The sequence below is a fragment of the Neobacillus sp. BF23-41 genome (assembly GCF_041106275.1).
This window is the reverse complement of sequence record NZ_JBGBPR010000012.1, coordinates 124212-150463: the sequence shown is the minus strand read 5'-3', so window position 1 is coordinate 150463 and position 26252 is coordinate 124212. Positions and strand designations below refer to the sequence as shown.

At 37.3% G+C, this 26252-nt stretch carries 28 protein-coding genes and 2 pseudogenes; 21 read left to right on the top strand and 9 right to left on the bottom strand.

Going from position 1 to position 26252, the window contains the following annotated elements:
• Nucleotides 1-40 precede the first annotated feature (40 nt).
• A pseudogene (locus AB7942_RS18730) lies at nt 41-294 on the top strand (hypothetical protein); the annotation flags it as partial.
• Nucleotides 295-1091: 797 nt separating this feature from the next.
• Nucleotides 1092-2186, top strand: a complete 1095-nt coding sequence (locus tag AB7942_RS18725) for an L-dopachrome tautomerase-related protein (RefSeq protein ID WP_098932288.1) — start codon at nt 1092-1094, stop codon at nt 2184-2186.
• 236 nt (nt 2187-2422) lie between these two features.
• Here AB7942_RS18725 and AB7942_RS18720 read toward each other — a convergent pair whose 3' ends face one another.
• From AB7942_RS18720 to AB7942_RS18700, 5 genes are read right to left on the bottom strand one after another with little or no spacing between them, the layout of a single operon-like run.
• On the bottom strand, nt 2423-2722 hold the full coding sequence (locus tag AB7942_RS18720) for a spore coat protein (RefSeq protein ID WP_098932287.1): 300 nt from the start codon (nt 2720-2722) through the stop codon (nt 2423-2425).
• 18 nt (nt 2723-2740) lie between these two features.
• On the bottom strand, nt 2741-2935 hold the full coding sequence (locus AB7942_RS18715) for a hypothetical protein (RefSeq protein ID WP_088086585.1): 195 nt from the start codon (nt 2933-2935) through the stop codon (nt 2741-2743).
• A gap of 17 nt (nt 2936-2952) precedes the next feature.
• Nucleotides 2953-4089, bottom strand: a complete 1137-nt coding sequence (locus AB7942_RS18710; RefSeq protein WP_098932286.1) for a zinc-dependent alcohol dehydrogenase — start codon at nt 4087-4089, stop codon at nt 2953-2955.
• Nucleotides 4090-4107: 18 nt separating this feature from the next.
• The gene (locus tag AB7942_RS18705) at nt 4108-4476 is read right to left on the bottom strand and encodes a spore coat protein (RefSeq protein ID WP_088086587.1); all 369 of its coding nucleotides are present in this window, start codon (nt 4474-4476) and stop codon (nt 4108-4110) included.
• Between the two features lie 16 nt (nt 4477-4492).
• Complete coding sequence (locus AB7942_RS18700) at nt 4493-4738, bottom strand: hypothetical protein (protein WP_024030851.1); 246 nt, start codon at nt 4736-4738, stop codon at nt 4493-4495.
• Nucleotides 4739-5101: 363 nt separating this feature from the next.
• Here AB7942_RS18700 and AB7942_RS18695 point away from each other — a divergent pair.
• Nucleotides 5102-5434 (top strand): annotated as a pseudogene (locus AB7942_RS18695) (response regulator transcription factor); the annotation flags it as partial.
• Between the two features lie 1393 nt (nt 5435-6827).
• Here AB7942_RS18695 and AB7942_RS18690 read toward each other — a convergent pair.
• Entirely contained in the window at nt 6828-6944 is a 117-nt protein-coding gene (locus AB7942_RS18690) for an alpha/beta hydrolase fold domain-containing protein (protein WP_369448063.1), read from the bottom strand.
• A 228-nt stretch (nt 6945-7172) separates the two neighbouring features.
• On the opposite strand from AB7942_RS18690, the gene AB7942_RS18685 reads away from it, so the two are divergent.
• From AB7942_RS18685 to AB7942_RS18650, 8 genes are all read left to right on the top strand, one after another.
• On the top strand, nt 7173-8702 hold the full coding sequence (locus AB7942_RS18685; protein WP_369448049.1) for a class I adenylate-forming enzyme family protein: 1530 nt from the start codon (nt 7173-7175) through the stop codon (nt 8700-8702).
• A 56-nt stretch (nt 8703-8758) separates the two neighbouring features.
• Nucleotides 8759-9535: a helix-turn-helix domain-containing protein gene (locus AB7942_RS18680; protein WP_369448048.1), complete on the top strand. Its 777-nt coding sequence runs from the start codon at nt 8759-8761 to the stop codon at nt 9533-9535.
• Nucleotides 9536-9920: 385 nt separating this feature from the next.
• Nucleotides 9921-10772, top strand: a complete 852-nt coding sequence (locus tag AB7942_RS18675) for a 3-hydroxybutyryl-CoA dehydrogenase (protein WP_369448047.1) — start codon at nt 9921-9923, stop codon at nt 10770-10772.
• Between the two features lie 12 nt (nt 10773-10784).
• Entirely contained in the window at nt 10785-11570 is a 786-nt protein-coding gene (locus AB7942_RS18670; RefSeq protein WP_335398501.1) for an enoyl-CoA hydratase-related protein, read from the top strand.
• A gap of 108 nt (nt 11571-11678) precedes the next feature.
• Entirely contained in the window at nt 11679-12983 is a 1305-nt protein-coding gene (locus AB7942_RS18665) for an acetyl-CoA hydrolase/transferase family protein (protein ID WP_369448046.1), read from the top strand.
• A 144-nt stretch (nt 12984-13127) separates the two neighbouring features.
• The gene (locus AB7942_RS18660) at nt 13128-14120 is read left to right on the top strand and encodes an NADPH:quinone oxidoreductase family protein (RefSeq protein ID WP_335398511.1); all 993 of its coding nucleotides are present in this window, start codon (nt 13128-13130) and stop codon (nt 14118-14120) included.
• Nucleotides 14121-14321: 201 nt separating this feature from the next.
• Nucleotides 14322-15107, top strand: coding sequence for an enoyl-CoA hydratase/isomerase family protein (locus AB7942_RS18655; RefSeq protein ID WP_335398497.1), 786 nt, complete (start codon nt 14322-14324; stop codon nt 15105-15107).
• 713 nt (nt 15108-15820) lie between these two features.
• Complete coding sequence (locus AB7942_RS18650; RefSeq protein ID WP_369448062.1) at nt 15821-16105, top strand: phage integrase SAM-like domain-containing protein; 285 nt, start codon at nt 15821-15823, stop codon at nt 16103-16105.
• A 103-nt stretch (nt 16106-16208) separates the two neighbouring features.
• Here the strand turns inward: AB7942_RS18650 and AB7942_RS18645 are convergent, their stop codons facing one another.
• Complete coding sequence (locus AB7942_RS18645; RefSeq protein ID WP_180247431.1) at nt 16209-16385, bottom strand: hypothetical protein; 177 nt, start codon at nt 16383-16385, stop codon at nt 16209-16211.
• 173 nt (nt 16386-16558) lie between these two features.
• Between AB7942_RS18645 and AB7942_RS18640 the strand changes: the two genes are divergently transcribed.
• The 9 genes from AB7942_RS18640 (at nt 16559) to AB7942_RS18600 (ending at nt 24303) form a co-directional block, all read left to right on the top strand.
• Nucleotides 16559-16702, top strand: a complete 144-nt coding sequence (locus AB7942_RS18640) for a hypothetical protein (RefSeq protein ID WP_369448064.1) — start codon at nt 16559-16561, stop codon at nt 16700-16702.
• A gap of 90 nt (nt 16703-16792) precedes the next feature.
• Nucleotides 16793-16939 (top strand): hypothetical protein, encoded by a 147-nt coding sequence (locus AB7942_RS18635; RefSeq protein ID WP_180247448.1) that lies wholly within the window; start codon nt 16793-16795, stop codon nt 16937-16939.
• A 91-nt stretch (nt 16940-17030) separates the two neighbouring features.
• Nucleotides 17031-18272, top strand: a complete 1242-nt coding sequence (gene ystJ / locus AB7942_RS18630; RefSeq protein ID WP_098932283.1) for an NADP-dependent malic enzyme — start codon at nt 17031-17033, stop codon at nt 18270-18272.
• A 1033-nt stretch (nt 18273-19305) separates the two neighbouring features.
• Entirely contained in the window at nt 19306-19494 is a 189-nt protein-coding gene (locus tag AB7942_RS18625) for a hypothetical protein (protein WP_088086596.1), read from the top strand.
• A 660-nt stretch (nt 19495-20154) separates the two neighbouring features.
• Entirely contained in the window at nt 20155-21159 is a 1005-nt protein-coding gene (locus AB7942_RS18620) for a DnaD domain protein (protein ID WP_369448045.1), read from the top strand.
• A gap of 296 nt (nt 21160-21455) precedes the next feature.
• Nucleotides 21456-22031, top strand: coding sequence for a LysE family translocator (locus tag AB7942_RS18615; RefSeq protein ID WP_369448044.1), 576 nt, complete (start codon nt 21456-21458; stop codon nt 22029-22031).
• A gap of 25 nt (nt 22032-22056) precedes the next feature.
• Complete coding sequence (locus AB7942_RS18610; protein WP_369448043.1) at nt 22057-22836, top strand: AraC family transcriptional regulator; 780 nt, start codon at nt 22057-22059, stop codon at nt 22834-22836.
• Between the two features lie 45 nt (nt 22837-22881).
• Entirely contained in the window at nt 22882-23865 is a 984-nt protein-coding gene (locus tag AB7942_RS18605) for an MBL fold metallo-hydrolase (RefSeq protein WP_369448042.1), read from the top strand.
• Between the two features lie 60 nt (nt 23866-23925).
• Nucleotides 23926-24303 (top strand): hotdog family protein, encoded by a 378-nt coding sequence (locus AB7942_RS18600; RefSeq protein ID WP_369448041.1) that lies wholly within the window; start codon nt 23926-23928, stop codon nt 24301-24303.
• 249 nt (nt 24304-24552) lie between these two features.
• Here the strand turns inward: AB7942_RS18600 and AB7942_RS18595 are convergent, their stop codons facing one another.
• Both AB7942_RS18595 and AB7942_RS18590 read right to left on the bottom strand, forming a co-directional pair.
• Entirely contained in the window at nt 24553-25197 is a 645-nt protein-coding gene (locus AB7942_RS18595) for a YczE/YyaS/YitT family protein (RefSeq protein WP_369448040.1), read from the bottom strand.
• A 20-nt stretch (nt 25198-25217) separates the two neighbouring features.
• On the bottom strand, nt 25218-25658 hold the full coding sequence (locus tag AB7942_RS18590) for a GNAT family N-acetyltransferase (protein ID WP_369448039.1): 441 nt from the start codon (nt 25656-25658) through the stop codon (nt 25218-25220).
• 128 nt (nt 25659-25786) lie between these two features.
• On the opposite strand from AB7942_RS18590, the gene AB7942_RS18585 reads away from it, so the two are divergent.
• Entirely contained in the window at nt 25787-26239 is a 453-nt protein-coding gene (locus AB7942_RS18585; protein ID WP_369448038.1) for a MarR family winged helix-turn-helix transcriptional regulator, read from the top strand.
• The last annotated feature ends 13 nt before the right edge of the window (nt 26240-26252 follow it).

Genomic DNA, 26252 nt, shown 5'->3' with positions numbered 1-26252 from the left:
ATTTATTTTTTAAAATCCAAAAGAAAAAGGTTAGACAAATGTGAATCCAAAAGAAAAATTATTATGGAGTATAGCCCTTCCAGGGTTTGGTCAATTACTTAATGGGAAATACCTCAAAGGGATTCTTTTTATTTCAATAGAATTTGTGATTAATGTCCGCTCTCATTTTAATGAATTAATCATGCTTAGTTTTAACGGTGAATTGAAAACGCCATTGACCATACAAAATATCAATGGCTTATGTTTTATCCATGTGTTTACTTTTTTGCGATGTGGGACGCTTTTAAAGATGCAAGTCTGCAGGGCATGTAACCTCGTCATTTTCCTTGTCATATTGAAATTGATGATCTTCTCGAGTTCCATATACCTGCCTAACCCTTTTTTAAATGTCCTTTACAAAGGGTACATTTTAAACGGGTGTTCCCCTTATTTTTATATAAAAGTTTTAGATTGCGAGGAAAGTGGATTTTTATTACAAGAGGAAATTTTTGAATGGGAGGGATAGGGTGGTCAGTGTGGTAAATATTTAATTTGATGGTCCGACATATGTGGATCAGTTTTGGAGCTCTTCCACAAACATGGCTGTCAACTAAACAAAGAAACCAAACGCTGTTGAAGATGTTGTAAATCAAGCTAAGTACAAGCTGCTAATATGTAAGGGAAGAACATTTATTTATAGCACTTTTCTTTGAAGGAATGTTTTTTGTTGGTCTTAATTATCCATCGAAAACAGGTTGGAGGGATATATACTTTTAGGTTATGCGGGTTACTGACTATGAAAATACCCCACCCCTGTAGGTGAAAAAATATCGAAATACAGATATTCTTTACAGGGGGGAGTGGTATTTATCAAAAGGGTATATACTTTAGTGCGAAGCTGGGAACCAGATGATGCTGTTGTTTAATACCTAAATTTCTTCATCTTATCATTTGCTTTTAAAGCATACGCAGTTTCGCCTGGACTTTTTAAATTTCGAAAACAATCAATTCCATCATCTTTTCGTATAGAAAAACTTATTAAGAAACATGCACTAGAAAAAATATAAATCATATATAGGTGATATCCCGTTTAAATGGTTGAGGAGGATATCATGAAACCTATGCTACCTATTGAAAAATATTTCGGTAAGTTAGAACTAGTTTATGCATTTTATGGTACTATGCCTACAGGTGTTAGTGTTTCGGAAACTGGTCGTATTTTCATTTGTTTTCCGAAATGGGGAGACGATGTTAAATTTACGGTGGCGGAAATTGTTGAGGATAAATTGCAGCCTTATCCTAATTTACAAAACAATTTGGTTAACCCCGAGAATATCACAATGACTTTCATCAGTGTCCAAAGTGTAGTTGCTGATGGAAGGGGAACGCTTTGGGTATTAGATACAGCGGCACCCAATTTTTCTGAACCTATTAAAGGTGGGGCAAAATTAGTCGCTGTTGATTTAAAAACCAATACAATTAGAAGAGTATATACCTTTACAGAAGATGTTGTCCTGCCAACAACTTACCTGAATGATGTCCGATTTGATTTTCGTGTTGGAAATGCAGGTTATGCCTATATAACGGATTCTTCTTCCAAAGGACCAGGAGCTATTATCGTCGTAGATTTAGAAAATGGAAACGCGTTTAGACGGTTAAATGGAGCAAATTCAACTTCACCCGATCCCTATTTTATACCGAAAGTAGAAGGAAAAGTGTTGATGAATCGAAATAAAGATGGCGGGACTTCTCCATTTAGATTGGCGTCTGACGGTATTGCGATTTCTCCTGATGGAAAGGTATTATTTTTTTGTCCACTAACAAGTCGTCATCTGTTCTCGATCTCAACAGAAGCCCTGAGAGACAGAAATATACCGGACATGGATTTACTTTATCATGTGGAGTATTGGGGAGAAAAAGGTGCGTCTGATGGAATGATTACAGATGCAAAAGGTGCCGTTTATGCTGGAGATTATGAGAACAATAGTATTCGAAAGATATTGCCAAATGGCACAATGGAAACCATCGCACATGATCCGAGAATTTTATGGCCGGATACTTTTTCGATTGGTCCGGATGAATACTTATATGTCATTGTGAACCAATTACATCGGCAGGCAAGATTTCATTATGGAAAAGACCTGCGACAAAAACCTTATAGTTTACTTCGTATGAAAATTGATGAATTTCCTGCTCCTACCATTTGATAATAAAAAATAGTTGGTTCATTTTTTTGTGAAATTTGAACTGGTAAGCATGGAGCCAATAGGTCTTAATTAGCTTAATATAGCTCTATTCATAAAAGAAAAGACATCAAATTTGTAATTGTAAAAGAAACTGGTGGTCGCAAAAGGAGGGAAATCGTATATTTACATCATTTAAATATAAATGGTTTATTAGGAACAGGTTAGGTTGGTAATGCTAAACTGCTCCTATTTTATTTTTATAGAGTGGGTAAGTTCAATGCTGTATTGATATTATTTAAATCTAAATTGATTTGTTCGTTTGTATCCCAAGCATGATACCATCCTTTTTCTGTCATATATGAGGAAATTTGTTCATGCATATCAAGAGCTTCCATTAAATGGCGAGTGAGCATTTCTTTAATTTCGGGCGTTCCTGTTTCCGTAACTGCCATGGCATAATTTCTAACTCCACTTTTAGCTGAAATCAATAAATCCATTGTAACCACTTGATCCGATAGTGCGTTCATGCCAGTTAAATTTTCAATGATTGGATTCATGTTCATTCATCTCCTAATTTACTGCTTAGCGTTGGAAAGGATAGAAGCATATTCTTGTAATTGTCTCGTAGATACATCAATGTCTCGCTGCATAATATCTTTTAATTGCTGATCTGTAACTAACCCTTTCATCGTTTTGGACTTAGTCAAACAAGTGGTCTTAAATGCAGCCATCTCATGGACCTCAAGAACTTCATGTAAGGCGTAGTTCATTTTTTATACCTCCTTCCTCAAGGTTTCAACACGACTTTTATACAATCATCCATTTTTGTGTCAAAAATCTCATACCCACGCTTTGCTTCACTAAGTGGAAGTACATGACTCACGACATCTCCTGGATCAATTTTTCCGGTCGAAACTAATTCAAACATATATGGCATATAGTGAATCACAGGTGCTTGCCCAGAGCGGATATTGACGTTTCGGTTCATAATATCTCCCATTGGGAATCCATTATATCTGCCACCGTAAACGCCTGTAACTTGGATGGTCCCGCCTTTACGCACTGCTTGTGAAGCCATGATAAACGCACTGAATGCTCCGCCTTGAAGCTTCATTCCGCTCGCAAGGAATTCTATATCAGTCATTTTACCGTCCATACCAACTGCATCAATGACAACATCAGCGCCGCCTTTCGTCATTTCTTTCAAATGCATTCCCACATTTTCAAAGTGTTCGAAATTTACAATTTCAACTTTGTTGGTACGTTTGGCGTGTTGCAAACGATAGTCTACATAATCTACGGCAATGACACGCTTTGCTCCTTTTAGCCAACAGAATTTTTGAGCAAAAAGACCAACCGGACCACAGCCAAGAACAATAACTGTATCTCCATCCTTTACGCCTGCATTGTCAACACTCCAAAAACCAGTAGACATCGCATCGGCAATAACTGCTAACTTTTCATCTGGTTCTTCACAAGTCTCTGGAATTTTGAAATGAGTAAAGTTAGCAAACGGCACTCTTAAATATTCAGCTTGCCCACCTGGATAGCCACCCGTCGTACCAGAATATCCGAAATAGGCACCCATATCACCATTATCATTAGAATTATCACATTGGCTTTCCAAATGGTTTTTACAGTAATAGCATTCACCGCATGCTATATTAAAGGGGATAATTACTCGATCTCCCTTTTTTAGCTTAGTCACACCTGGACCAACTTCTTCGACGATTCCCATTGGTTCATGGCCAATAACATAGTTTTCTTGCAGGTTAGGAATCATGCCATGAATTAAATGTAAATCAGACCCACATATGGCTGTACTCGTTACTTTAATAATCATGTCATCTGGTTTTTCAATCTTTGGATCTGGAACTTCTTTGACTACAACATTTTTAATACCTTGATACGTTACTGCCTTCATGCTATACAGCCTCCAGTGTTAGTGTTCATCAGGTGTCCGGTCAAACATACCCTTTCTATTGGTCTCAACAGGAAATAGATTCATTTTGCCAATCATCAATGTATTGTTGGCGGAGAGTTGGTCTAATTGATATTGTTCACTTAGTTCGTATGGATGGAACCATTTTTTATTAATCATTAGTTCTGTAATTTCTTGGTGCATGGCAATCCCTTGCATTAACTGGTTTCGTAAGAGGGTTCTAACATCAGGTGATGCGGACTCCGTTAATGCGACAGCAATATTGCGAACACCTTCTTTGGCACGAAGAAGTAAATCCATCGCAAATGTGGTATCTGCTAGCTCTGGTACGTGTAGTGAGTTTATAGGGTCTAAATAGTCATGATTCAATGAATTTGCCACCTTTTCAATTTATTATTGGTGTTGGCCGGTTTTGAGGAACAGGAGCTTCAAAAGGTGCACGTTGATAAATTGCCTGTAATTCTCCAAGCGCTTGCATGGATTGTTCAACATCTTTTTGCATTAATGCTCTCAAATCATGATCAAATACCAGTCCTTGCATTAGTTTTGATTTCGCTAAGCAAAGGGTTTTAAAATTAATAACTTCATGTAGATCCAATGACTCATGATCGGCTAATTTTTGAATATCCATTTCTAATTACCCACCTTTCTACGTAAATACAATGGTATTGTTCCAAGTATAGGAGGAAACATTCTATAATTTTTTAAAAAGATAGGTAAATTATATTTAATGGTTAGAATATTCGTAAAGTTTAGAAAATTAATTTAGCACTAATACGTTAATTCAGCAATATGTACTTGCATGGATAATTGATAAGAACGCGAGTTAAAACCCCTTGGTGCTCAAGGGGTTTTGTGTACTTCGTAAAATCGCAGTTATGGTGAAGTTTCACTAAGATAATACTCGCCGATCAACGGAACTTGGCGGTTCCTCAAACCATCCATTGGAAATCATGAAGTTTGCGCAGTCTTCCGCAAACTTCACATCCCTTGCGATACAGGCCGGGAAGATCTGTTTCGAACGATTGAATCTGCTATCAGGGGTGAAACATTATTACAACCAGAAATCATGGCCAAACTAATTGGTGCTAAAGAAAAGAAATCCAAGGTTATAGCTCCCTTTGAAGCCAATAAACTAACTGAAAAGCAACTGTTTATTTTACAAGCAACAGCCAAAGGATACCGAAATAAAGATATAGCCTTTGATATGGGTATTGCCGAACGAACCGTTAAGGCACATTTAACGAATATTTACAATAAACTTGGTGTTAACACTAGAACAAAAGCGGTCGCTGTTGCCCTAGAAAGTGGAATGATACATCTTTAGAAAAAATACATAAGCGTAAAATCATAAAAAGAGAGCTATTTTTGAATAGTCAGCTTTTTTCTATTTAAAATAAGTATTATAGTGCAAATTTTTATATCTTGATTACCATTATCAAAATCTTTTAGAAAATCATAGATTTCAAAGCAACCATCGGAGTAATAACAATAACAATTATTTAAAATGGTCGCTGGTAAAAGTATGAGGGTGGGATGTGCTTGGCAATAAAGAAGGAGAAGAAATCACCCTTATTGAAAATAAATTGATGAACAAAAGTCTGCTGGGGTTTTGTTCATCAATTTCTTTTGGAGGGATATAAGGGTTTGGTATGAAAGGAAAATAATATGCCTTTCAATTAATTTTTTTATCATTCGAAACAGGTTATTTAACTACATAATATTCAAAACTGCAAATCCTTTTGAAAAGGAGGATTTGCAGCCAAGGTCGGTAACTATAAGTAAAAAGAAAAAGTACTGTGTTTCTCAATCTTCACTATCTTGGTCTTGGTCACTTACTGGTCACATTTTGGTCACGAATTAAAAATAACTACTGAAAATTAGAGATAACTAAAATATATAAATTTGGCAGAAGACTCTTTATAATCAAGGATTCCAGATGACCAATGATAACTAATAATAAATAGAAATAACACCTTTCCTCTAACTTCAAAACTGCTTGAGACCTGCGTGCCAGGTCTGGTGGGTTCGATTCCCACGCAGTCCCGCCAACCAAACTCAATCATATCAGGGGTTTAAGCTGTTTTTTGTAGGTATTTTTCAATGGTTTAAACTGTGATTTACCAGTGAAAAGTCACCAGTATTTTTTCTGAAAATTACATAGTACTAGTGCGACTGATTTTAGGTGTACTAGTGTGTCAAATCCACCAAATTCTGAATGAAAGGTGGATTTTTTTATGCAAACTGTAAGGAAAACTCAGCGAAAGGGTTAAGAAGTACACAGAATATTAAACGGTTCAAACAAACTGAACAAAAAATGACTCTGTTTGAAATGTTTGAGCGATTTATGGTTTTCAAACAAATTGAGGGTTTAGCAAAGCCATCAATTCAAGGCTATTATGAACATTTTCATTATCTCAATAATTCCCTGGGAGGGGATGTTCCTAATGAAGAAGTTACGGTTGATTTGTTTCGAAATTATATTGGTTATATGCTCATTGACCAAGGTTTAAAACCAACTACTGTTAATGTACTTTTTTCACCTACTTTACACTCCTTCTTATTGTTTTCTTTTATCAGAATATAATTAGAACTGTTCTATTAGTACCAAATTAGGGCCCGGTCCACGAATAGAATCACAATTGATTACTGATTGACGGCTCTTTTCTCTTGTTTGCTATATAACCATTTGGTAGCAAGATAGACATCTTCCACTCCAACTAGAACTTTGATTTGTGTTCAGGTGCGAGGCTATATTCTACAGAAATAACAATACATTGGGCCTCGTTTGAAAATGAACGACATCGAGCATCGTGGAACTGGTGAGCGCATTTTATGAAGTTCTAAATAGCCGGGAAAAAAATTGGATTCAAGTATAACGTTCGAATATTTATAATATTGATATTAGAAATTTTTAAAGTTAAATCGAAATAAATAGATGTGTGATATAGTAGTAGACAATCATTTTATTTCAAAAAGAATACATAACTCTTTACATTGATGGTTATTTGTGAATAAAAAATACTTGTTCCTGGTAGAAAATTGAATGAAAGGACCTGATCGCTTTGAATTTATACCAACTATTCTCTTTTTCTGCCGCTCGTTATCCAAGCTATCCAGCCTTGATCCTTGGAAATAGGAAAACCACATATTCCCAGCTTTCAGAAGAAGTGAACCAGGTTGCTTCCTCTTTCCACAGGCTTGGATTAAAGAGTGGGGACCGCGTCATGGTCCTTTTGAAAAATAGAATGGAAACGGCCGTTGTCTTTTGGGCTATACAAAAATTAGGAGCCGTTTTCGCACCCATTAATCTTCGTTCATCAACAGAAGAAATCCTTTATTGTGTAAATGACCTTGAAACCAAATTCATCGTGTTTGAAGACGCAAGTAAACATCTAATAAGAAACCAAAAGTATGTTGAGCGTCCGTTATTGATCGGATTGGAAGACTCATTGGGTGACATGAGTTACGGGGAGCTGTTAAACAAAGTTATCGTGGAGGTAGAGCCTTATCCTGCACATGATGACGACCTGGCTGTTATTTTGTATACATCCGGTACTTCCGGCAAGCCAAAAGGAGTTCCACGTTCCCACATAAATGAATATGCTTCAACCATGGCCCATATTATTCAGTGCAGCTATCAGCCGTTTGAGAGGACCCATGGAATACCAACTTTGTCCCATACCATTGGGCTTCGTTCCCTTTTGGCAATGACGTTCCTCAATGGTGTTTATGTTCCATTTCCAGATTTTGATGCCTATAAAGCACTAAAAATGATTCCAGAAGAGAAGATTAGCTGCCTCTTCCTGACTCCGACTATGTATCATGATATTGTCACTCACCCATATGCAAAAGCAGTTGATTTTTCCACAATCCACACGATTGTATACTCCGGCGGTCCGATGCCAAGCCACCTGATCCAAAAATGTGGGGAACTTATGGCTCCCGACTTTTTTGTTAACCAATACGGGAGCACAGAAATCTATACTTTCAGCACCTTTCCAGATGTTAGAAAGAAACCAGGATGCGCTGGGAAAGCAGGGATCCATCAACGGATCAGGCTGGTAAATCCGAACAGCAAATGGAAAAAACCGCTTGTCTGGTTAACGGAGAAGGGTGAAATAGGTGAAATCCTTGTTGATATAAGTTCACCGGAGGCTTTTAAAGGATATTGGAACAGGCCTGACGCAACAAGAAAAGCAATCAAGGATGGCTGGTACTTTACCGGTGATGTCGGGTTTATAGATGAGGAAGGGGATCTTCATGTCGTGGGACGGGTTGATGACATGATCATTTCCAGCGGGGAAAACATTTACCCGCAGGAAATCGAGAAAGTTTTGGCTGAACACCATAGTGTAAGGGAGGCTGTAGTGGTTGGTGAGGATGATGAACGGTGGGGACAAATTGTTACAGCTTTTATCGTTTCGGATGACAAAGAATTGACCCCTCAGGCGCTCGACTATTTTTGCAAAATGCATAAACGGCTGCCGAATTACAAAAGGCCGCGAAATTATATATTCATTAAGGAAATCCCTAAAAATTCAGCGGGGAAAATTTTGCGGCGCCAACTAAAGGAAGGAATTATGTTGAAGTAGCTTTTTAAAAATTTTGCTCTGTTGACAAAATTTTTAAAGAAAAGGAAGGTGTTTTCTTGAACGGAATCTTAATTATGGATGATGATAGGGAAACATGGGAGGCTGTCCAATCCATCAAAGAAAACAGCCAATTTATGGACACTCCCATATGGAAGGAAGAAATGGCAAATAAGGGGATCGAGCTCATTAAGGAAAAGCGTCCTGCTTTTCTATTGATGGAATTGTCACTTCCTGATATGGATGGAATCGAGTTCGGAAAAAAAGCGAAGGAAATCCATCCAACCCTCCATGTTATTGTTGTTACGCACCTGCAAATGTTCAAAACCGTCCAGTCCTGCATGAATGCTGGTTTTTCAGCCTACTTGCTGAAGCCTATTGCCAACGGGGAATTGCTGCAGACCCTTGACCGCCTTTATACTGCCCGACTGCTCCATGATTCATTGCCTTATTTGGAAACGAAGAAGGAGCCTGATGCAGGAGAATTGGAAACTGACCTGGGAAACCCGATCCAAACGGCCATTAAATTTATCCACCTGAATTATCATAAGCCTATTCATCTTAAGGAAGCAGCCGATTTGGTCTACCTCAGTCCATCGTATTTCAGCCGTTTATTCAAAGAAGAAACGGGGGTGACTTTTGTTGAATTTTTAACCGATTACCGTCTGGAGAAGTCAAAGCATCTCCTAAAGATTACAGTGATGCCAATTGAAACCATAGCAAACCTCACAGGGTTTGGAAGCGCGGCCTATTTTGCAACAAGTTTTAAACGCAAGGAAGGACAAACTCCAAAAGAATACAGGAATATGTGTACGTTTTCAAAGACCGATTCGTAGAATGGACGGTCTTTTTTTGACGATGAAGACTCGGGAACCGAGCGGAAAAATGAAATTGAAAAGAAGATAATTTTAAAACTTATTATTTTTCAAACGATTATTTTAATTATAAAAGAGTTGTTGCAATTAAATGGCTCTGAATTTGAAGGTGTCGATGATCCGTTAATTCATGCGGGTTAGACATATCGTACGAAAAACCACAATCTTTGCAAAAACAGCCAAAAACAAAAAAGCTAAATAATTAAAATAATGAGAAGATAATTTTAAAACAAGAAAATTTAGTATTTTATTATAATTTATATGTGACCGATTACATATTATTTCCTTATATTCAGATGGATTAGGGAATTTCATTCTCATGTAAAAGTACTGGGGGAGTTTATCAATGGAAATTCAAAAAGTCATGGTAGTTGGTTCTGGGCAAATGGGTAGCGGAATCGCACAGGTGCTGGCAGAAACAGGTTACCAGGTTGTCTTGACTGATATAAAAGAAGAATTTGTCCAAAGAGGATTGGATAAAATCACGAAGCAGCTGAACCGTGATGTACAAAAGGGACGTAAAACGGAAGAAGAAAAAGCGGCGCTTCTTTCCAGAATCCAGGCTTCGACCAATCTGGAGGACGCAAAAGATGTCCAATTGGTGATTGAAGCAGCAACAGAAAACAAGGAGATTAAGCTGGGGATTTTCCGTAAGCTGGATGAAATTGCACCGGAAAATGTAATCCTCGCCACCAATACATCGTCTCTGCCAATTACAGAAATTGCCAAGGTTACAAAAAGGCCTGAAAAGGTCATCGGGATGCACTTCTTTAACCCTGTTCCGGTAATGAAACTGGTGGAAGTAATCAGCGGATTGGCTACATCTGAAGAAACATTTTCCATCATTGAAGACCTGGCTAAATGCATGAAAAAGGTGCCTGTGTCCATCAAAGACTTTCCGGGTTTTGCTGTAAACCGGATTCTTGTTCCGATGATTAACGAGGCAATCTTTGCTGTTTATGAAGGGATATCCACCCCGGAAGGCATTGATGAAGTAATGAAGCTCGGTGCCAATCACCCGATGGGACCGATCACTCTCGCCGATTATATTGGATTGGACACTTGCCTTGCAATCATGGAAGTGCTGTATCAAGGATTCGGGGATCCAAAATACCGCCCGTGCCCGCTTCTTAGAAAGTATGTGGAAGCAGGATGGCTCGGAGTTAAATCCGGACGCGGATTCTATGTCTATGAATAAAGGAGACCAATTATGAAGGAATTTAAAACGCTTCTTTTTACCGTTGATGAAAATATAGCTGTGATCACCATCAATAGACCCAAGTTTTTAAACGCTTTAAACACAGATGTACTAAGAGAAATATCGGAAGTTGTTGACATCATCGATGCAGATTCATCCATCCGCGCAGTCGTCTTGACTGGAGCCGGAGAAAAAGCATTTGTTGCCGGCGCAGACATTTCGGAAATGCTAAATAAAAATGTCTTAGAAGCCCGTGAATTTTCGTCCTTGGGAAATAAGGCATTTTCTAAATTAGAGAATTTAAAAATGCCAGTCATTGCGGCTGTAAATGGTTATGCTCTCGGGGGCGGCTGTGAATTGGCAATGGCATGTGACATTCGGATTGCCGGCCACAAAGCAAAATTTGGCCAGCCTGAAATTACACTTGGCATCATGCCAGGATTCGGCGGTTCCCAACGGCTTGCTCGTCTTACAGGTTTTGGGATTGCGAAAGAAATCTTGTTTACCGGTGAAATGATTAACGCCGAACGGGCTAATGAAATTGGTCTAGTTAACCGTATTGTCGATTCGTCTGAAGTTCTTTCTGAAGCAATAAAAATGGCGCAAAAAATTGCTGCCAATTCACCGCTCGGAGTTTGCTTTACCAAAAAAGCTGTTAATGAGGGAGTAAACCTGGACATTGAACGGGCAGTATCCCTTGAAGCTGAATTATTCGGTTCGCTTTTCTCCACTAAAGATCAAAAAGAAGGAATGTCGGCATTTTTGGAAAAACGGAAGGTTACTTTTAAAGGGGAGTAGGAATAGTAGAGTTGGCCGAATTGTCTGTGAAAGACTATTGGCAGATTGCAAAACTTATAGATGGACAGATTTTATATCTTTTTACATATAAAGAAGGAGGAAAAAGTAATGAGTTACCAAGTAGTATATAAAGCTAAGCGTTTTACTGCAGAAGAAGCTGTGCGTTTTGTTGAGCCAGGGGATGGAATCATTATTCCGATTACTGGTGAACCACCCGCCTTGTTGGAAGCCCTTCCGTCTAACGGAAGACTTTTAGGGAACAGACTTTTCCGTATGCTCCCTGCCTTACCAGTTCTTGATCTTGAACCGGAAAAAATCAAGCAAGTTTCCATTTTCCTGAGTGGCCTTGACCGCAAAGGCTTCAGCGAGGGAACAATCGATTTGCTTCCCAACCACTTTTCCGACATTCCTTCATTATTGAAGCGTCAAACACCCAACCCGGTCATTATGGCAGTGGTTTCTCCGATGGATGAAGAAGGATATTTTTCACTCGGAACAGGCGTCAGCTATGTTGGACCATTACTCGCAGATGCGAAGTCCATCATTGTCGAGGTGAATAAAAATATGCCGCGGACATTCGGGGAGCAAAACCGGATTCATATCAGCCAGGTAACGGCATTAATCGAAAACAATTTCGAATTGCCTTCCCTTCCTGATCCTAAACTTACCGAAAAAGACATGAAGATTGGTCAGACAATCGCAGAATTAATTAACAACGGTGACACGATCCAAATTGGTTTTGGTTCGATGCCTAACGCGGTTATGGAGTATTTGAAAGACCACCGTGACCTTGGGGTGTATACAGAAATGCTCCCTGACAAAGTAGTCGACTTATATGAAAAAGGCGTCATTACAAATGCGAATAAAAAGATTTTCAAAGGGAAAACAACGGCCACATTTGCCCTCGGTTCCAAGAAATTGTACGATTTCATGGACAATAATCAGGATATTCTCATGCTGCCATGTGATGTCTGCAACGATGTCCGCAATATTGCCCAACTGGACAACCTTGTATCTGTCAATACCACCGTTGAGGTTGATTTCCTTGGCCAGTGCAACTCTGAAACGATTAACGGAAAATACTATTCTTCTTCAGGGGGTCAGGGAGATTTCACAAAAGGAATTCGCCTTACCGAAAATGGCCGGGGAATCATTTGTCTGTATTCTACAACGAAAAATGATACCATCTCAAAAATTGTTCCTGCACTGCCACATGGTGCAGTTGTGACTACGTCCAAAAATGACGTTGACATCATTGTCACTGAGTATGGAAAAGCCGAACTAAAAGGCAAAACCGTGCAGGAGCGTACAGAAGCCCTGATCAACATTGCCCATCCGAAATTCAGGGAACAACTCGCTTTCGACGCTGTCAAACGTGGATTCCTTCCAAAAAAAAACTTCTATCTGGTATAAGCAATATTACAACAAAAGAAGACCCGATCTTTAAGAGTAAAGCTCCATCTACTGAATCCTATAGGGAATCATTCTATGATAATGATTCCCTTTTTGTATAAATCATTTTATGAGATTTTTTTATAATCGAAAGGAGTAATAACGATCATGCGCCAATTTGATGCACTAGTAGTCAATAAACAAGAAGAACAATTTTCTGTGGAACTTCAAAAGTTAACGATTCAAGATCTACCAGAGGGAGAAGTATTGATTTCCGTCCGTTATTCTGGTGTGAACTATAAAGATAGTCTCGCTACTATTCCTAATGGTAACATCGTCAAGACCTATCCTTTTGTACCTGGAATTGATTTAGCTGGTGTCGTTGTTTCATCTGAAGATCCTCGATTTCAAGAAGGTGACGAGGTTATTGCTACTAGCTATGAAATCGGTGTTTCCCATTTCGGAGGTTATAGTGAGTATGCTCGTATTCCGGCTAAGTGGATTGTTCCACTTCCAAAAGGTCTTACGTTAAAGGAAGCAATGATTATCGGAACAGCTGGTTTTACTGCTGCATTATCCGTCCAGAGACTAAAAGAAAATAATGTTTCTCCTGAAAAGGGAAGGGTGCTTGTCACAGGTGCCACTGGTGGCGTTGGTAGCTTTGCTGTCTCTATTCTCTCAACTCTCGGTTATCAAGTTGAAGCAAGTACAGGTAAAGAATCTGAACAAGAGTATTTGAAAAAACTTGGAGCGACTTCAATTGTTTCACGTGATGAGGTCTTTGATGGGAAAGTTAGAGCAATAGGCAAACAAAAATGGACAGCTGCCGTCGATCCAGTTGGTGGTGAACCATTAGCATCTCTATTAAGTCAAATACAATATGGGGGTTCAGTAGCTGTAAGTGGGTTAACAGCAGGAACAAAGCTTCCGACAACCGTCTTCCCCTTTATTTTACGGGGTGTAAACTTACTAGGAATCGATTCTGTCTATTGCCCGATGGAAACACGATTGAAAATATGGAATTGTTTAGCTACAGATTTCAAACCATCAAACCTAGAAGAATTCATTCAACAAGAGGTAACACTTCACCAACTTCCAGATGTTCTACCTACTCTACTTAAAGGTCAAGCACGAGGAAGAACACTTGTAAAATTATGATAAAAAGGTGACCAGATAATTAATTCTCTTCACTTTTTCAATGTTACCTATTTATAACTCTGCTAATCCTTTAAACCCCCACGGACACCTTTGCAAACAAAACAACTGGGGATTATATAAGAGCCAGATGTCAATATAGATGACTAACAGATTTAGAAGGGAGTTAGGGCTTAATGGTTTTCTTTAAAAGGGGTAAAACAAATGGAAAATAACAGTGTACATCTATCAATTGAAAATCATGTTGGAATTATAACTTTAAACCGTCCAGAAGTAGGGAATGCATTGGATTTGCAAATGGCAAGGGAATTAATGGATGTAGCTATCTTTTGTTCGGAAAGCGAAAAAATACGAGCAGTGGTTATTACTGGAGCTGGAAATAAGTTTTCAGTTGGTGGGGATTTAAAAAGTTTTGCTAATGAAGGTGATGAAATTAGCTCACATCTGAAAAGTGTGACTGCTTATTTACACCAAGCAATTTCATATTTAGTAAGAATGAATAAACCGTTAATTGGAGCTGTTAATGGAGTAGCTGCTGGTGCAGGAATGAGTCTTGCATGTGCTTGTGATCTTGTCTATGCTTCGGAAAATTCAAAATTTGTAATGGCTTATAATAAAATAGGTTTAACACCCGATGGATCAGGAAGTTATTTTTTACCTCGTATTGTCGGGATGAAACGAGCATTAGAGTTAATGTATACAAATCGATTATTGGGTGCGAAAGAGGCAAATGAGTGGGGAATCGTCAATCATGTAGTTCCTAATGATAAATTAATGGCTGGTGTCCTTGATTTAGCCGAGACACTAGCAAATGGACCAATGAACGCATTTGGAGCAACCAAAAAATTATTTTATCATTCTATACAAGAAACACTTGAGTCCCAAATGAGTATGGAGTCTTTATTTCTTGCTGAAAGAGCATGTAGTAACGAGGGAGAAGAAGGGATTTCTGCATTTCTAGAAAAACGTGAACCTGATTATTTAAAATAACAACAAATAGGAGAGAAGTGGCAGATATTTATGCTACTTCTTTTTTATGTTTCAAAATTATTTGATCGTTTTTTCTTATTGAACGGGGTCTATAGTTGAATTGAGGATAACTATTGGGTCAAACATAATGATCTATTTACTTTTAGTTGGAGGACTTTTTAAATCTGCTTGTTTTAAAATACTAATGATTAAAGTAAAATGATATTAATGGATTTGACAAAAGTACTAGTGATTTAATTGAATAATACTTGTGACACTTTCCTCTTATAACCCATTTTAACTTTAGATGGCGGGGATTATTCCGTTTCAATTACAAGAAAAAATCATAAAATAAAAGTCCAGTCTTCAAAACTGCTTGAGACCTGCGTTCCAGGTCTGGTGGGTTCAATTCCCACGCAATCCCGCCAACGATTATACTCCCGCAAGGGTTTGACGATGATTGACTCGGTGATTGTTGCCGTTGATTGATCCGTTAACTTTCACAGTTTCCGCCCAGTCTCGTTATAAGACTGTTTAAGGCTGACGGGTAAAACTGTTTTGATAGTTGCCGAAAACTGTTCGTCCTCTTACGCTACCATATTTGCGGAAGGGGATTTTTTATTTATGATGCGGAAAGGTTTAACTCGACGAAAACAACGGCATGTTCCGGTTGAATTTTCGCTTACTATAACGGAGATGTTTGAGGAGTATAGCTTGTAAAGAAGGGCGAAGGACTGGCGAAACGGACTATTCAAGAGCATTATAATAATTTCGGTTATTTTAAAACGTATATCGGAAAAGAGATATCCGCGGATGAAATGACTACCGAATTATTCGACGGATGGATTACGTATATGATCGAAGAAATGAATTATACACCAGGAACCGTTAATATTCGCGTCAGGACTATGCGCGCTTTCTTACGCTATTGCTACGAGGATAAAGCGTGGATTCATGAGCCGATACATAAAAGCTTCAAGCCGATTAGGGCACCTTCGCTGAATTATGTATTTAAATAACGTTTACCAATTGCGTCACCTTAACGGGTGGCGTTTTTATTTGTACAAAAATAAAAGAAAGCCCTATGTTCAAGGGCCCAATTGTCGTGTAAAGTATCGATAATTAATTCTTAGAGTTTTCCTCAATTTTATGAATATACACGACACCGCTCGTTACAACTGAACCATTTGTTTCACCGCAATGGGGGCAATTTATATACTCACGCTCTCTGCCTCCAGGGACATTCATTTCCGTAACTTGGAAATAAAACTCTTTTTCACATTTTTTGCAGTTCATCAAAAGACATCCCTCCGTGTACTTTTATTAGTAACTCAAAGTATATATTCGCCAATTTGTAAGCGTTTTCATTTTTAATATTATTTATTTGACGGAATTATAGAGGATATTACGAATATACCTACCCGGGGTATATGATAGAAGGAACACGGTATTACAAAAGGAGAGACTTTGATATGTTAACACTACGTGAAGAAGCATTAAAGATGGACAAGGAAAATCAAGGGAAACTTGATGTTCATTCAAAAGTTCCCGTACGTAATGCAAAATATATTTTGAAAATTTTAATTTGTTTTGTATTTTTACGTATGATTATGTAGTTCCTTTTATAAATTAAACCTACAGTATTAGAAACTATCAATCAGTCTATGGGAAAAGAGAAAAGTAATCTTTTATTGGGGGAATTTTATATGTGGGTAATCACAGTCTATTCAAAGGAAAATACTTCGATGTTTGAATTTGACACAGAAAAAGAAGCAAGGGAAGCTTTCAAGAATATTCAAGGATGCAAGATTCTTTCCGAGGTTGTTTACTTTAATGATCATTATGTTGCTTAGCTACTGTTTAAGATCTTACTCAGAGGTCTGAGAATTTTTTAACTATTTGTTTACTAAAACAAACATCTATTAAATTAAGGAGAGACATTATATGTCAACTTTACGTAAAGAAGCATTAAAGATGCACAAGGAAAATCGAGGAAAGCTTGGTGTTCATTCAAAAGTTCCCGTACGTAATGCAAAAGATTTAAGTCTTGCTTATTCTCCAGGTGTAGCGGAGCCATGCTTGGACATATATGAAGATGAAAGCAAAGCCTATGAATATACCATGAAGGGAAATCTGGTAGCTGTTGTTTCGAACGGAACAGCAGTACTCGGTCTTGGAAATATCGGTCCGAAAGCGGCCATGCCGGTCATGGAAGGAAAAGCTTTGTTATTCAAATCGTTTGCGGGTGTCGATGCATTCCCGATTTGCTTAGATACAACGGACCCGGACAAGATTGTGGAGGTCGTTACTTTATTGGAGCCGACATTTGGCGGAGTGAACTTAGAAGACATTGCAGCACCGCATTGCTTTGAAATTGAAGATCGATTACGAAAAGTTTGTAATATCCCTATTTTCCACGATGACCAGCACGGAACAGCCATTGTAACTGCTGCTGGGTTAATCAATGCTTTAAAATTAGCTGAAAAAAAGATTGAAGACATTCGTGTTGTAGCAAACGGGGCGGGTGCTGCAGGGGTGGCGATTGTTAAGCTGCTTCTTCAAATGGGTGTAAAAGATGTCATTTTATGTGATACCAAAGGAATCATTTATAAAGGCCGCCCGTTTGGAATGAATCAATTTAAAGAGGAAATGGCATGCATCACCAATAGCGAACAAAAACAAGGTGTATTAGCAGATGCTCTTGTTGGGGCTGATGTGTTTGTGGGGGTATCTGCTGCAGGTATTGTTACGGAGGAAATGGTTTGTTCTATGAATCAGAATCCTATTATTTTTGCCATGGCCAATCCGATACCTGAGATTATGCCGGAAGAGGCAAAAAAAGCGGGGGCACTCGTAGTAGGAACTGGACGCTCTGATTTCCCCAATCAGGTGAATAACGTCCTCGCATTCCCTGGCATTTTCCGTGGTGCTTTAGACGTTCGTGCAAAAGCAATTAATGAGGAAATGAAACTTGCTGCCGTTTATGCCATTGCTGGATTGATTTCAGATGAAGACCTTCACGCGGATTATGTGATTCCAGATCCATTTGACCGGCGAGTAGTGGCTAATGTAGCAGCAGCTGTTGCTAACGCTGCAATAGAAACAGGAGTATCACAAAAATATGTCAATGGAGAAGAAATCAAAAGGCGCCTATTAGAAGAGGAAGAACAACCTGTTTTTGTATAATTCTTACTGAACAACAAAGAAAGTTTCTCTACTACTTTAGTTGTTCAGAAATTTAATATAAATTTTCTGAAGTTTCAGTTAGTGCAAAGTAACAAAATGATTGAAAACGTTATCGAATTATAAGGAAGAAGGGGTAGTAACTATGAAGCTTAATTAACTCACGGAAGTTCAGATTTCTCTTTTTGGCAAGCCACTCTAGTTCTTTGTGATAGCTACTATTGTAAAGGTTTTAGGCTCAGTATGTTGGTCCAACTGGAAAATGATCTTTACATCCGAGTCTTTTAAAATTTTAAAAAAATTTACAAAAAATTTTCTTGTTTAGTGCAGCCGCTGAGGTGGTTCAGAAAAGCGGTCTGTTCATAAAATTAAGTACAAGATACTATAATTAAATCACGTATTAGTGACTTTTAAAAAAGTATAAACTCCAGCATGAGATATTAATAAATTGAGCTTTTGGATAATATTTTAAATTGTCTTAAGTAAATATTTATTCTAAAATGAAGACTGTAGAGGTTTAGGGAAAACGGTCTAAAAACCTATCAAGAGACTGCCGAGGCCCCTTGATATTACTGGGAAATTTGAAGCTGATTTGACCACTGGTGTCCTCCACAGTCTTCAAAACTGCCTGAGACCTGCGTGCCAGGTCTGGTGGGTTCGATTCCCACGCAGTCCCGCCAATTAAACCCAGTAATATCAAGGGCTTCCACTGTTTATTAGCTCTGTTTTTCCGACTGTTTAAACAGTTAGTTGAAAGCAAAAATTCACCAGTATTTTTTTAAAAAATTACATAGTACTAGTGCGACTGATTTTAGGTGTACTAATGTTTCAAATCCACCAAATTCTTAAGAAAGGTGGATTTTTTTATGCAGTCCGTTCGGAAATCTCAGCGAAAAGGTTCAAGAAGTACTCAGAAATCTACGGCAAAACTCTAGAATTCTCGGGCAGGAAGAATGATGGCAGAGTTGAATAAGACGACATAAAAAAGATGATTTCATCATATTTATCATCAATGAGAGGTTAAAGAGGTGAAATCATGTTACGCAATGTTGGCAGAAGACTCATCTGGTTTCTGATCGGAAGTACGTTCTTTGCTACCTTTATCGGATATGCCCTGTTTAAGGCTGGCCTCATGTCATTTCCAGGTATTCCTAAATCTCAAATAGCACTTAATAATAAAGATCGTAATCGAAATAGAAGAGTTGGTAGAATTCGAGTTACTTAGATATTTCTAAATCATCACTGTGTACTTTTAGGTGCTCAAATCTTCATTTATTTTATAATAGAAAAATATTAATTAAGGGCAAACAGTGCGGAATAAACTACTTGCTCTTTTTACGATGGTCCCTATATGGATGGTTTTCCTCCTTTAACAATTGCTAGTTGCTGATAAACAACAAATTATCACTGGAGATCCTCCTGCATAGTTGCTTTGGTGCCCAAATTTTATAAATTACAAATCACCAGAAAACACTAGGAAGCAAAAAGGCTTGATTTATCAGTACTTGAGGGTACATAGTGATACTAGAAAAACAGAAGCCAGCAAACTTCAAAACTGCCAGAGACCTGCGTACCAGGTCTGGAGGGTTCGATTACCACGCAGTCCCGCTGCTCACGATTGATTTAACCTCGACTGGAGAAATACTTCTTTAATAACACTAAACATTCACAAATGTTGTTTTCTAAATGTTTGTGAATGTTTTTTTGTTTGGGGAAAAGAGTACATCATACCATTCTTTTTATAGTAACAGGGAAGTGATCGGTACCACGAAATTATTTTGTCATAAAATCTACACATTATATCTGAAAAACCTATGACCATTTTCATCATTTCATTCTATATCAATTATGAAGGAATTTTATTAGAAGAAAGGCAGGGTCGAGGATGGCAAAATATAGAATGGTGCGTACTGATTTTTGGAAGAATCCGGTTGTTTTAGAAGAGATGAGCCCCGAGGACAAATACTTTTATCTGTATCTTCTTACCAATCCACATACGACCCAAATTGGCATCTATAAAATTACCAAAAAACAAATGGCTTTTGACTTGGGGTATTCGATTGAAAGTGTTCATGCGTTAATTGAACGATTCATCGAGCTCCACAAGGTGATTCGTTACAATCCGGAAACGAGAGAGCTCGCGATTAAAAACTGGGGGAAATACAACCTCCATAAAGGCGCGAAACCGGTTATGGATTGTATTTATTCGGAATTAAAAGATATCGAGGATCTCTCGCTTATCCATTATGTTTCGGAATCCATTGATAAACAGGAAATTCTCAGCTTATTTGAATCTTTTTGTGGACAAGAAGACATGTTTAACAGCAATGATATGATTGAAGAAGAAGAAAAAGATACATATATCGATACTGAGTGCGAAGAGTTAGATGATCCGTTCACGCCTCGTTATACGATACGGGGACAAAAAGAAAAAGGAAATAATAATAAAGTAATTAAAAAACAACAACAAGAACCTTTTCATACAAATATAGAGGAAAATCCAGTCATCGAGAATCCATTACAGAATAATCAAAAAGATGTGAAAGAAATTGTTGAGTTTTGGGACAACAATGGATTTGGTTTTTCAAACGTGAATGCCAAACAACGGTTACTATCTTGGTTAGATCATTCTATCTTTTTACAACCGAAAGGTGTGATTTTAAAAGCGATGAATATTGCTTGTGCCAATAACAAGCGAAAGCTGAGTTATGTGGTTGGGATTCTGAAAAACTGGGTAAATGACTCCTTACAGACCGTAGAAGAAATTGATTCCTTTTATGAGAGTAAAAATTGCGCACCAAAGCATAGGCAATCAACCGAATCGTTTCCTGCCGGTAGACCTATTCCAGGTAGATTTAAACTAGACCTTACGGCAGGTGAAGAGGGATGAGTATGGCGAGAAAGATCTTTTATGAAGCTAGATGAAGGGGAGGTACTTGCTCAAGGATACTGTGGTCTACCGTGAACAGTTGGAATGTACACGGCATAAACTTGAATTAGAAAAGCTTCTTTAATTTCTAAAGTGCCAAAACAGGTCAGGTTTAATAAGAAGAGAATTTTTAAATTAAGGCTAAATTTGTAGAGTTAACTTTACAAGAGTTTTATATAATCATGCAATAATATACTATAAGCGATTTAATTTCTAGATGTATAATTCTATGAGAATACTAGAAAGGAGTTTTCCTCATGAATATTACATCTTTTTTAATTTACTGTATTATTGTTACTTTTACACCAGGACCTACTAATATCGTCATATTATCCACAGTGCATCATTTTGGGACAAAAAAGGCAATGGAATATACGTATGGTGCAACGATTGCTTTTGGTATATTACTTGTTATTTCTGCTATGTTGAATACTGTCCTTATAGAGATCATACCAAAAATATTAATTGTTATGCAGATCATCGGAAGCTTATATATCTTCTATCTCGCTTATCAAATATGCAAAAGGGATTCGTCAAAACCAGTTGTAAACGAAACTGGTACCTTTAGGTCAGGCTTCCTTATGCAGTTTTTAAATCCAAAGGTGGTCCTATTTACAATGACTGTCATTCCTAGCTTTATTATGCCGTACTATACCGCAATGCCTGCGGTGACTATAAGTGTTTTCGCTATAACTCTTATTGGATTTTTGGCATTTATTACATGGGTTCTTTTCGGTACCATCTTCAAGAAGTTTTTACAGAATCATAGTAAGATTGTTAATATAATGATGGCGTTATTTTTAGCTTATTCTGGAATCATGATATGGTTGTAGGAAAGCTACAAAAGAGGTGAATTTAATGGACAAATTTATCTATAAAAAATCAGCAGGTATTACTGCGTTGTCAGCAAGTATTACTGATTTTACATATAAAAAGCATTCTCACCAGGAGTATGCAATAGGGGTAACATTGCGTGGTATTCAACAATATAACCTGGATGGCAGTTTACAATTATCCTATCAAAATGGTGTTATGCTTTTTAATCCAGAACAGGCACATGACGGAATGGCACATGATCATGAGGCAGGACTTGATTATGTCATGTTATATATTGAGCCGCAATTGCTTTTAGAGGTTATGGAGAAAAAGGATATAGTACGTTTTTCAACACCTATTGTCTATGATCATCGACTTGAACAAAGAATATTAAGTCTTTCTAATGCCATATTAAGCGAAAAAGATGAGGATTTGTGCAGTGAATTACTCGTATCCCTCACAGACAGCCTTATGCAAACGAATCTTTCTACAGACGATAAGAAAGATAACGCTCTAATTAGCAAAGCAAAGGATATGATTCATAGTAACCTAGAAAATGTGCTTAAACTTGACGAGATATGTAAAGTGCTTAATTTATCTAAGTTCCAGTTTATAAGATTATTTAATGCTCATACTGGAATTTCACCATACCAATACTTTCTTAACTGCAAAGTAGAACGTGCAAAACAGTTAATAGAAAAAAATAGAGATATTTATTCAGCAGTAGCTGAATGTGGTTTTGTTGATTTAACCCATTTGAATAAACACTTTAAAAGCGTATATGGAACAACAGCATTTGAATATATGTCACATTTAAATTGAGAAGAAGTTTTTGTTTAGTTATTTTAATATAAGGAGGGATAGCCTATGAAAAAATCCAATACTATTTTCTTTGAAAGAAAATTTCCAAGTGCAAATATGATCCTTATCAAGGATCAGCTCCCGATCCTTATTGATACTGGTTTTGGGAGTGATGCGAAAGAAACTGAGCAATTAATTAAAGAAGCCGGCGTTTCACCAGAAGAATTACACCTTATTGTGAACACGCACTACCATAGTGACCATGTAGGAGGCAATTTTCATCTTCAAAAAAATTATGGTGTAACGATTGCTGCTCATAAATGGGACGCCGATTTAATAAATTCTTGTGACCCTGAAGCTTGTAGTGCAGAATGGTTAGATCAGCCTGTAGAACCTTATCGAGTCAATCTAAAGTTGTCAGATAACGATGAGATTAATACAGGAAGTAGAACCTTGAAAGTCTTGCACACACCTGGACATACGTTAGGGCATATTTCTTTATATGAACCTGAAGAAGAGGTATTAATTTGCGGGGATCTCTTTCACAAAAATGATATCGGATGGTTAAATATCTTTCGAGAGGGTGTTTCATCTATCCAACGATCGATGGAAAGTTTGGATCGGTTGTCGATGCTCCGGATCAAGCAGGCATATTCAGGACATGGACCTCAAATGGATAATCCTATGTCGGCCATTGATGCAGCAAGGAAACGGTTTGAAAATTGGCTCAGGATGCCAGAAAAAGTTTCTTGGCATGCCTGCAAGAGGATTTTTTCATTCACATTAATCATAAAAAATGGATTGGCAAAAGAAGAAATCGATAACTACTTACTAAAGTGTGGTTGGTTCCAAGATTTTGCACGTTATTCTTTTCAGCTTCAGCCAGAAGAATTTATTCAAATCCTGCTCGATGAAATGATTCGTTCCGGAGCAGCAAGCTGGCACAATAATCATTTCATCGCCTCCACCCCATACCAAACACCACAAAAGAATTGGATGAATGAGAACATAAAGCCGAAAGATTGGAAACCTCAAGATTTTCTCACATAACTAAATGTAATATTCGATAATTAATAGCCATACTGTATAAAACTTCAGGAGGAGATTTATATGCCATTAAAGGTAGGAGATATTATTACGTTTGAACGGACTCTTACAGTAAGGGATGTTGAATTATTTACAGAGATATCAGGTGATGAAGGAATTCATCATATAACCCCAGATGAACAGGGAAAACTTGTAATTCAAGGATTATTAACTGCAACTCTACCAACAAAAGTAGGTGGAGATGCAAACGTGTTGGCTCGTACTATGAATTTTGAGTTTTTAAGACCTGTGTTTACAGGGGATACAATAATTTGTGAAGTTAAAATTGAAAAATACGAAATGCAAGAAAATAATAGAACAGCTATTATGGCCTCCTTTTTATGTAAAAATCAGAATGAAAAAGAGGTATTAATAGGAAATTTTTCAGGGGTAATACTTTAAATTCCTTATACCTTCTTCAAAAGACCTCTGAAAAGTTGGTTTTTAAATTTAATTACATACGGAACGTTTGTTTGTGTATAATGGTATTGAAGGAGATGATTCAAACTGACAATACGTGACCTTGGTAAAATGAAATGGCAGTCGGCCTCTTTCATACCGCTACATCATGCATTGAGTCAGCCTTGTATTGGTTAGCATTTTTTATTCAACAAAGGGCTGGTTAGTGGAACAAGGACAACAAAAACCATCCTATATTGAATGGTTTTTATCCTTATCATAATTTGGTGATGTACTAGAGTGTGTTAATATGCGGTCTAATACTTTTTCAGTAAATGGCATAAAGTAATTAAGTATTAGCCCCCCTAAACAAACGGTTAATAAAGTCCCAACGCCAATTGGTCCATTTAAAAACATTGCCATTATTAAGAATACGAGGTAAATGAACGTTTTCGAAAAAAATATATTTGTTCTAGTTAATTCTTGTATGATTAAGGTTAATCGGTCAACTGGAATCGGTGCAAAATTTGTGTGTAAATATGTTGCGGTTCCTAATCCTATAACAACTAAGCCGATTCCAAAACAAACAACTTTGCTGTACCATAGATCAGGTGTTATCAAATTGTGCAATAAATAAAGCCACATATCAATACCAATACCCGTTATAAATGCTGTTAACAACCCCAAAACTTCTGGTCTTTGTCTTTTTAAAAATGAATTACAACCTATCAATAGTAAAGCTATTATTATTTCCCAACTTCCCACAGAAAGCCCCACATTTCTGGACAGTCCTACCAAAAGTGCATCAAAGGGTGAAGTTCCAAGATCTGATTGTATAGTGAAAGAAATACCAAGAGTTAATATTAAAATTCCTAATACATAAAAAACATATTTCACTTTACTCGACCTCTTTATCATTATTTACTAGACAATTCTTTGAGCATTAGAATATGTGGGATACCATCTTCCATAAAGATATTAGATGAAGTACGATAACCAAGTTTTTTATAAAAACCTTCCGCCTGTGTTTGTCCATGTAATTTAACCTTCGAGGCTCCCCGTTCTTCCGCGATTTCTTCTAACGCTTTAATAGTGATTTTTCCAAGTCCAAATTTACGATAAGGTTCGAGGATGCAGATTCTTTCCAATTTATGTACTCCATCAATAAACCTTATCCTTCCCGTTCCGACTGGTTGTTCATTGTAATGGACTAATATGTGTTCGCAAAGTCCATTCAGTGTATCAAATTCATCAAATTCATCTTCTAGTGGTACGCCTTGTTCTTTCACAAATACTTCTTTCCTTATTGCAAATGCTACCCTTAAATCTTCATCAATCGTTGCTCTTTTTGCATTCATTTTTATCAGTCCTTTTAAATTTAATTGTCCATCAACATTTTGTTGCAAATGCAATAAAATTAGGTTAAATTTAATTTATATCACTTTTATAGTAAATGCAACAAAAAGTATGGGTTAAGGAGTTAAATATGAAGGAAATTCTTCGTGAAATTGGAATGATAGCAAGGGCATTAGATTCTATAAGTAATATAGAATTTAAAGAATATGATCTTACAAAAGGGCAGTATTTGTACCTTGTGCGAATATGTGAAAACCCAGGAATCATTCAAGAAAAGTTAGCTGAGATGATAAAAGTAGATCGAACAACAGCAGCTCGTGCTATAAAAAAACTTGAAATTAGTGGCTTTATTGAAAAGAAAGAAGATCAACTTAACAAAAAAATAAAAAAGCTCGTTCCAACAGAGAGAGGGAAAAATGTTTATCCTTTTATAAGACGAGAAAATGATTATTCCAATATTGTCGCATTAGCTGGATTTTCCGAAACAGAAGTAGAAACCATTTTTAATCTTCTTCAGAGAGTTAGAAAAAATATTGAAATAGATTGGGAATTTGTAAAAAAGGGAAACAAGAGAAATTATTGATTATATAAAGGAG

Coding starts and splice junctions, on each gene's coding strand:
- AB7942_RS18725 (WP_098932288.1), top strand. CDS start 1,092: ATGAAACCTATGCTACCTATTGAAAAATATTTCGGTAAGTTAGAACTA.
- AB7942_RS18720 (WP_098932287.1), bottom strand. CDS start 2,722: ATGAATCCAATCATTGAAAATTTAACTGGCATGAACGCACTATCGGAT.
- AB7942_RS18715 (WP_088086585.1), bottom strand. CDS start 2,935: ATGAACTACGCCTTACATGAAGTTCTTGAGGTCCATGAGATGGCTGCA.
- AB7942_RS18710 (WP_098932286.1), bottom strand. CDS start 4,089: ATGAAGGCAGTAACGTATCAAGGTATTAAAAATGTTGTAGTCAAAGAA.
- AB7942_RS18700 (WP_024030851.1), bottom strand. CDS start 4,738: ATGGATATTCAAAAATTAGCCGATCATGAGTCATTGGATCTACATGAA.
- AB7942_RS18675 (WP_369448047.1), top strand. CDS start 9,921: ATGGAAATTCAAAAAGTCATGGTAGTTGGTTCTGGGCAAATGGGTAGC.
- AB7942_RS18670 (WP_335398501.1), top strand. CDS start 10,785: ATGAAGGAATTTAAAACGCTTCTTTTTACCGTTGATGAAAATATAGCT.
- AB7942_RS18665 (WP_369448046.1), top strand. CDS start 11,679: ATGAGTTACCAAGTAGTATATAAAGCTAAGCGTTTTACTGCAGAAGAA.
- AB7942_RS18655 (WP_335398497.1), top strand. CDS start 14,322: ATGGAAAATAACAGTGTACATCTATCAATTGAAAATCATGTTGGAATT.
- AB7942_RS18640 (WP_369448064.1), top strand. CDS start 16,559: ATGTTAACACTACGTGAAGAAGCATTAAAGATGGACAAGGAAAATCAA.
- AB7942_RS18635 (WP_180247448.1), top strand. CDS start 16,793: ATGTGGGTAATCACAGTCTATTCAAAGGAAAATACTTCGATGTTTGAA.
- ystJ (WP_098932283.1), top strand. CDS start 17,031: ATGTCAACTTTACGTAAAGAAGCATTAAAGATGCACAAGGAAAATCGA.
- AB7942_RS18625 (WP_088086596.1), top strand. CDS start 19,306: ATGTTACGCAATGTTGGCAGAAGACTCATCTGGTTTCTGATCGGAAGT.
- AB7942_RS18620 (WP_369448045.1), top strand. CDS start 20,155: ATGGCAAAATATAGAATGGTGCGTACTGATTTTTGGAAGAATCCGGTT.
- AB7942_RS18615 (WP_369448044.1), top strand. CDS start 21,456: ATGAATATTACATCTTTTTTAATTTACTGTATTATTGTTACTTTTACA.
- AB7942_RS18610 (WP_369448043.1), top strand. CDS start 22,057: ATGGACAAATTTATCTATAAAAAATCAGCAGGTATTACTGCGTTGTCA.
- AB7942_RS18605 (WP_369448042.1), top strand. CDS start 22,882: ATGAAAAAATCCAATACTATTTTCTTTGAAAGAAAATTTCCAAGTGCA.
- AB7942_RS18600 (WP_369448041.1), top strand. CDS start 23,926: ATGCCATTAAAGGTAGGAGATATTATTACGTTTGAACGGACTCTTACA.
- AB7942_RS18590 (WP_369448039.1), bottom strand. CDS start 25,658: ATGAATGCAAAAAGAGCAACGATTGATGAAGATTTAAGGGTAGCATTT.
- AB7942_RS18585 (WP_369448038.1), top strand. CDS start 25,787: ATGAAGGAAATTCTTCGTGAAATTGGAATGATAGCAAGGGCATTAGAT.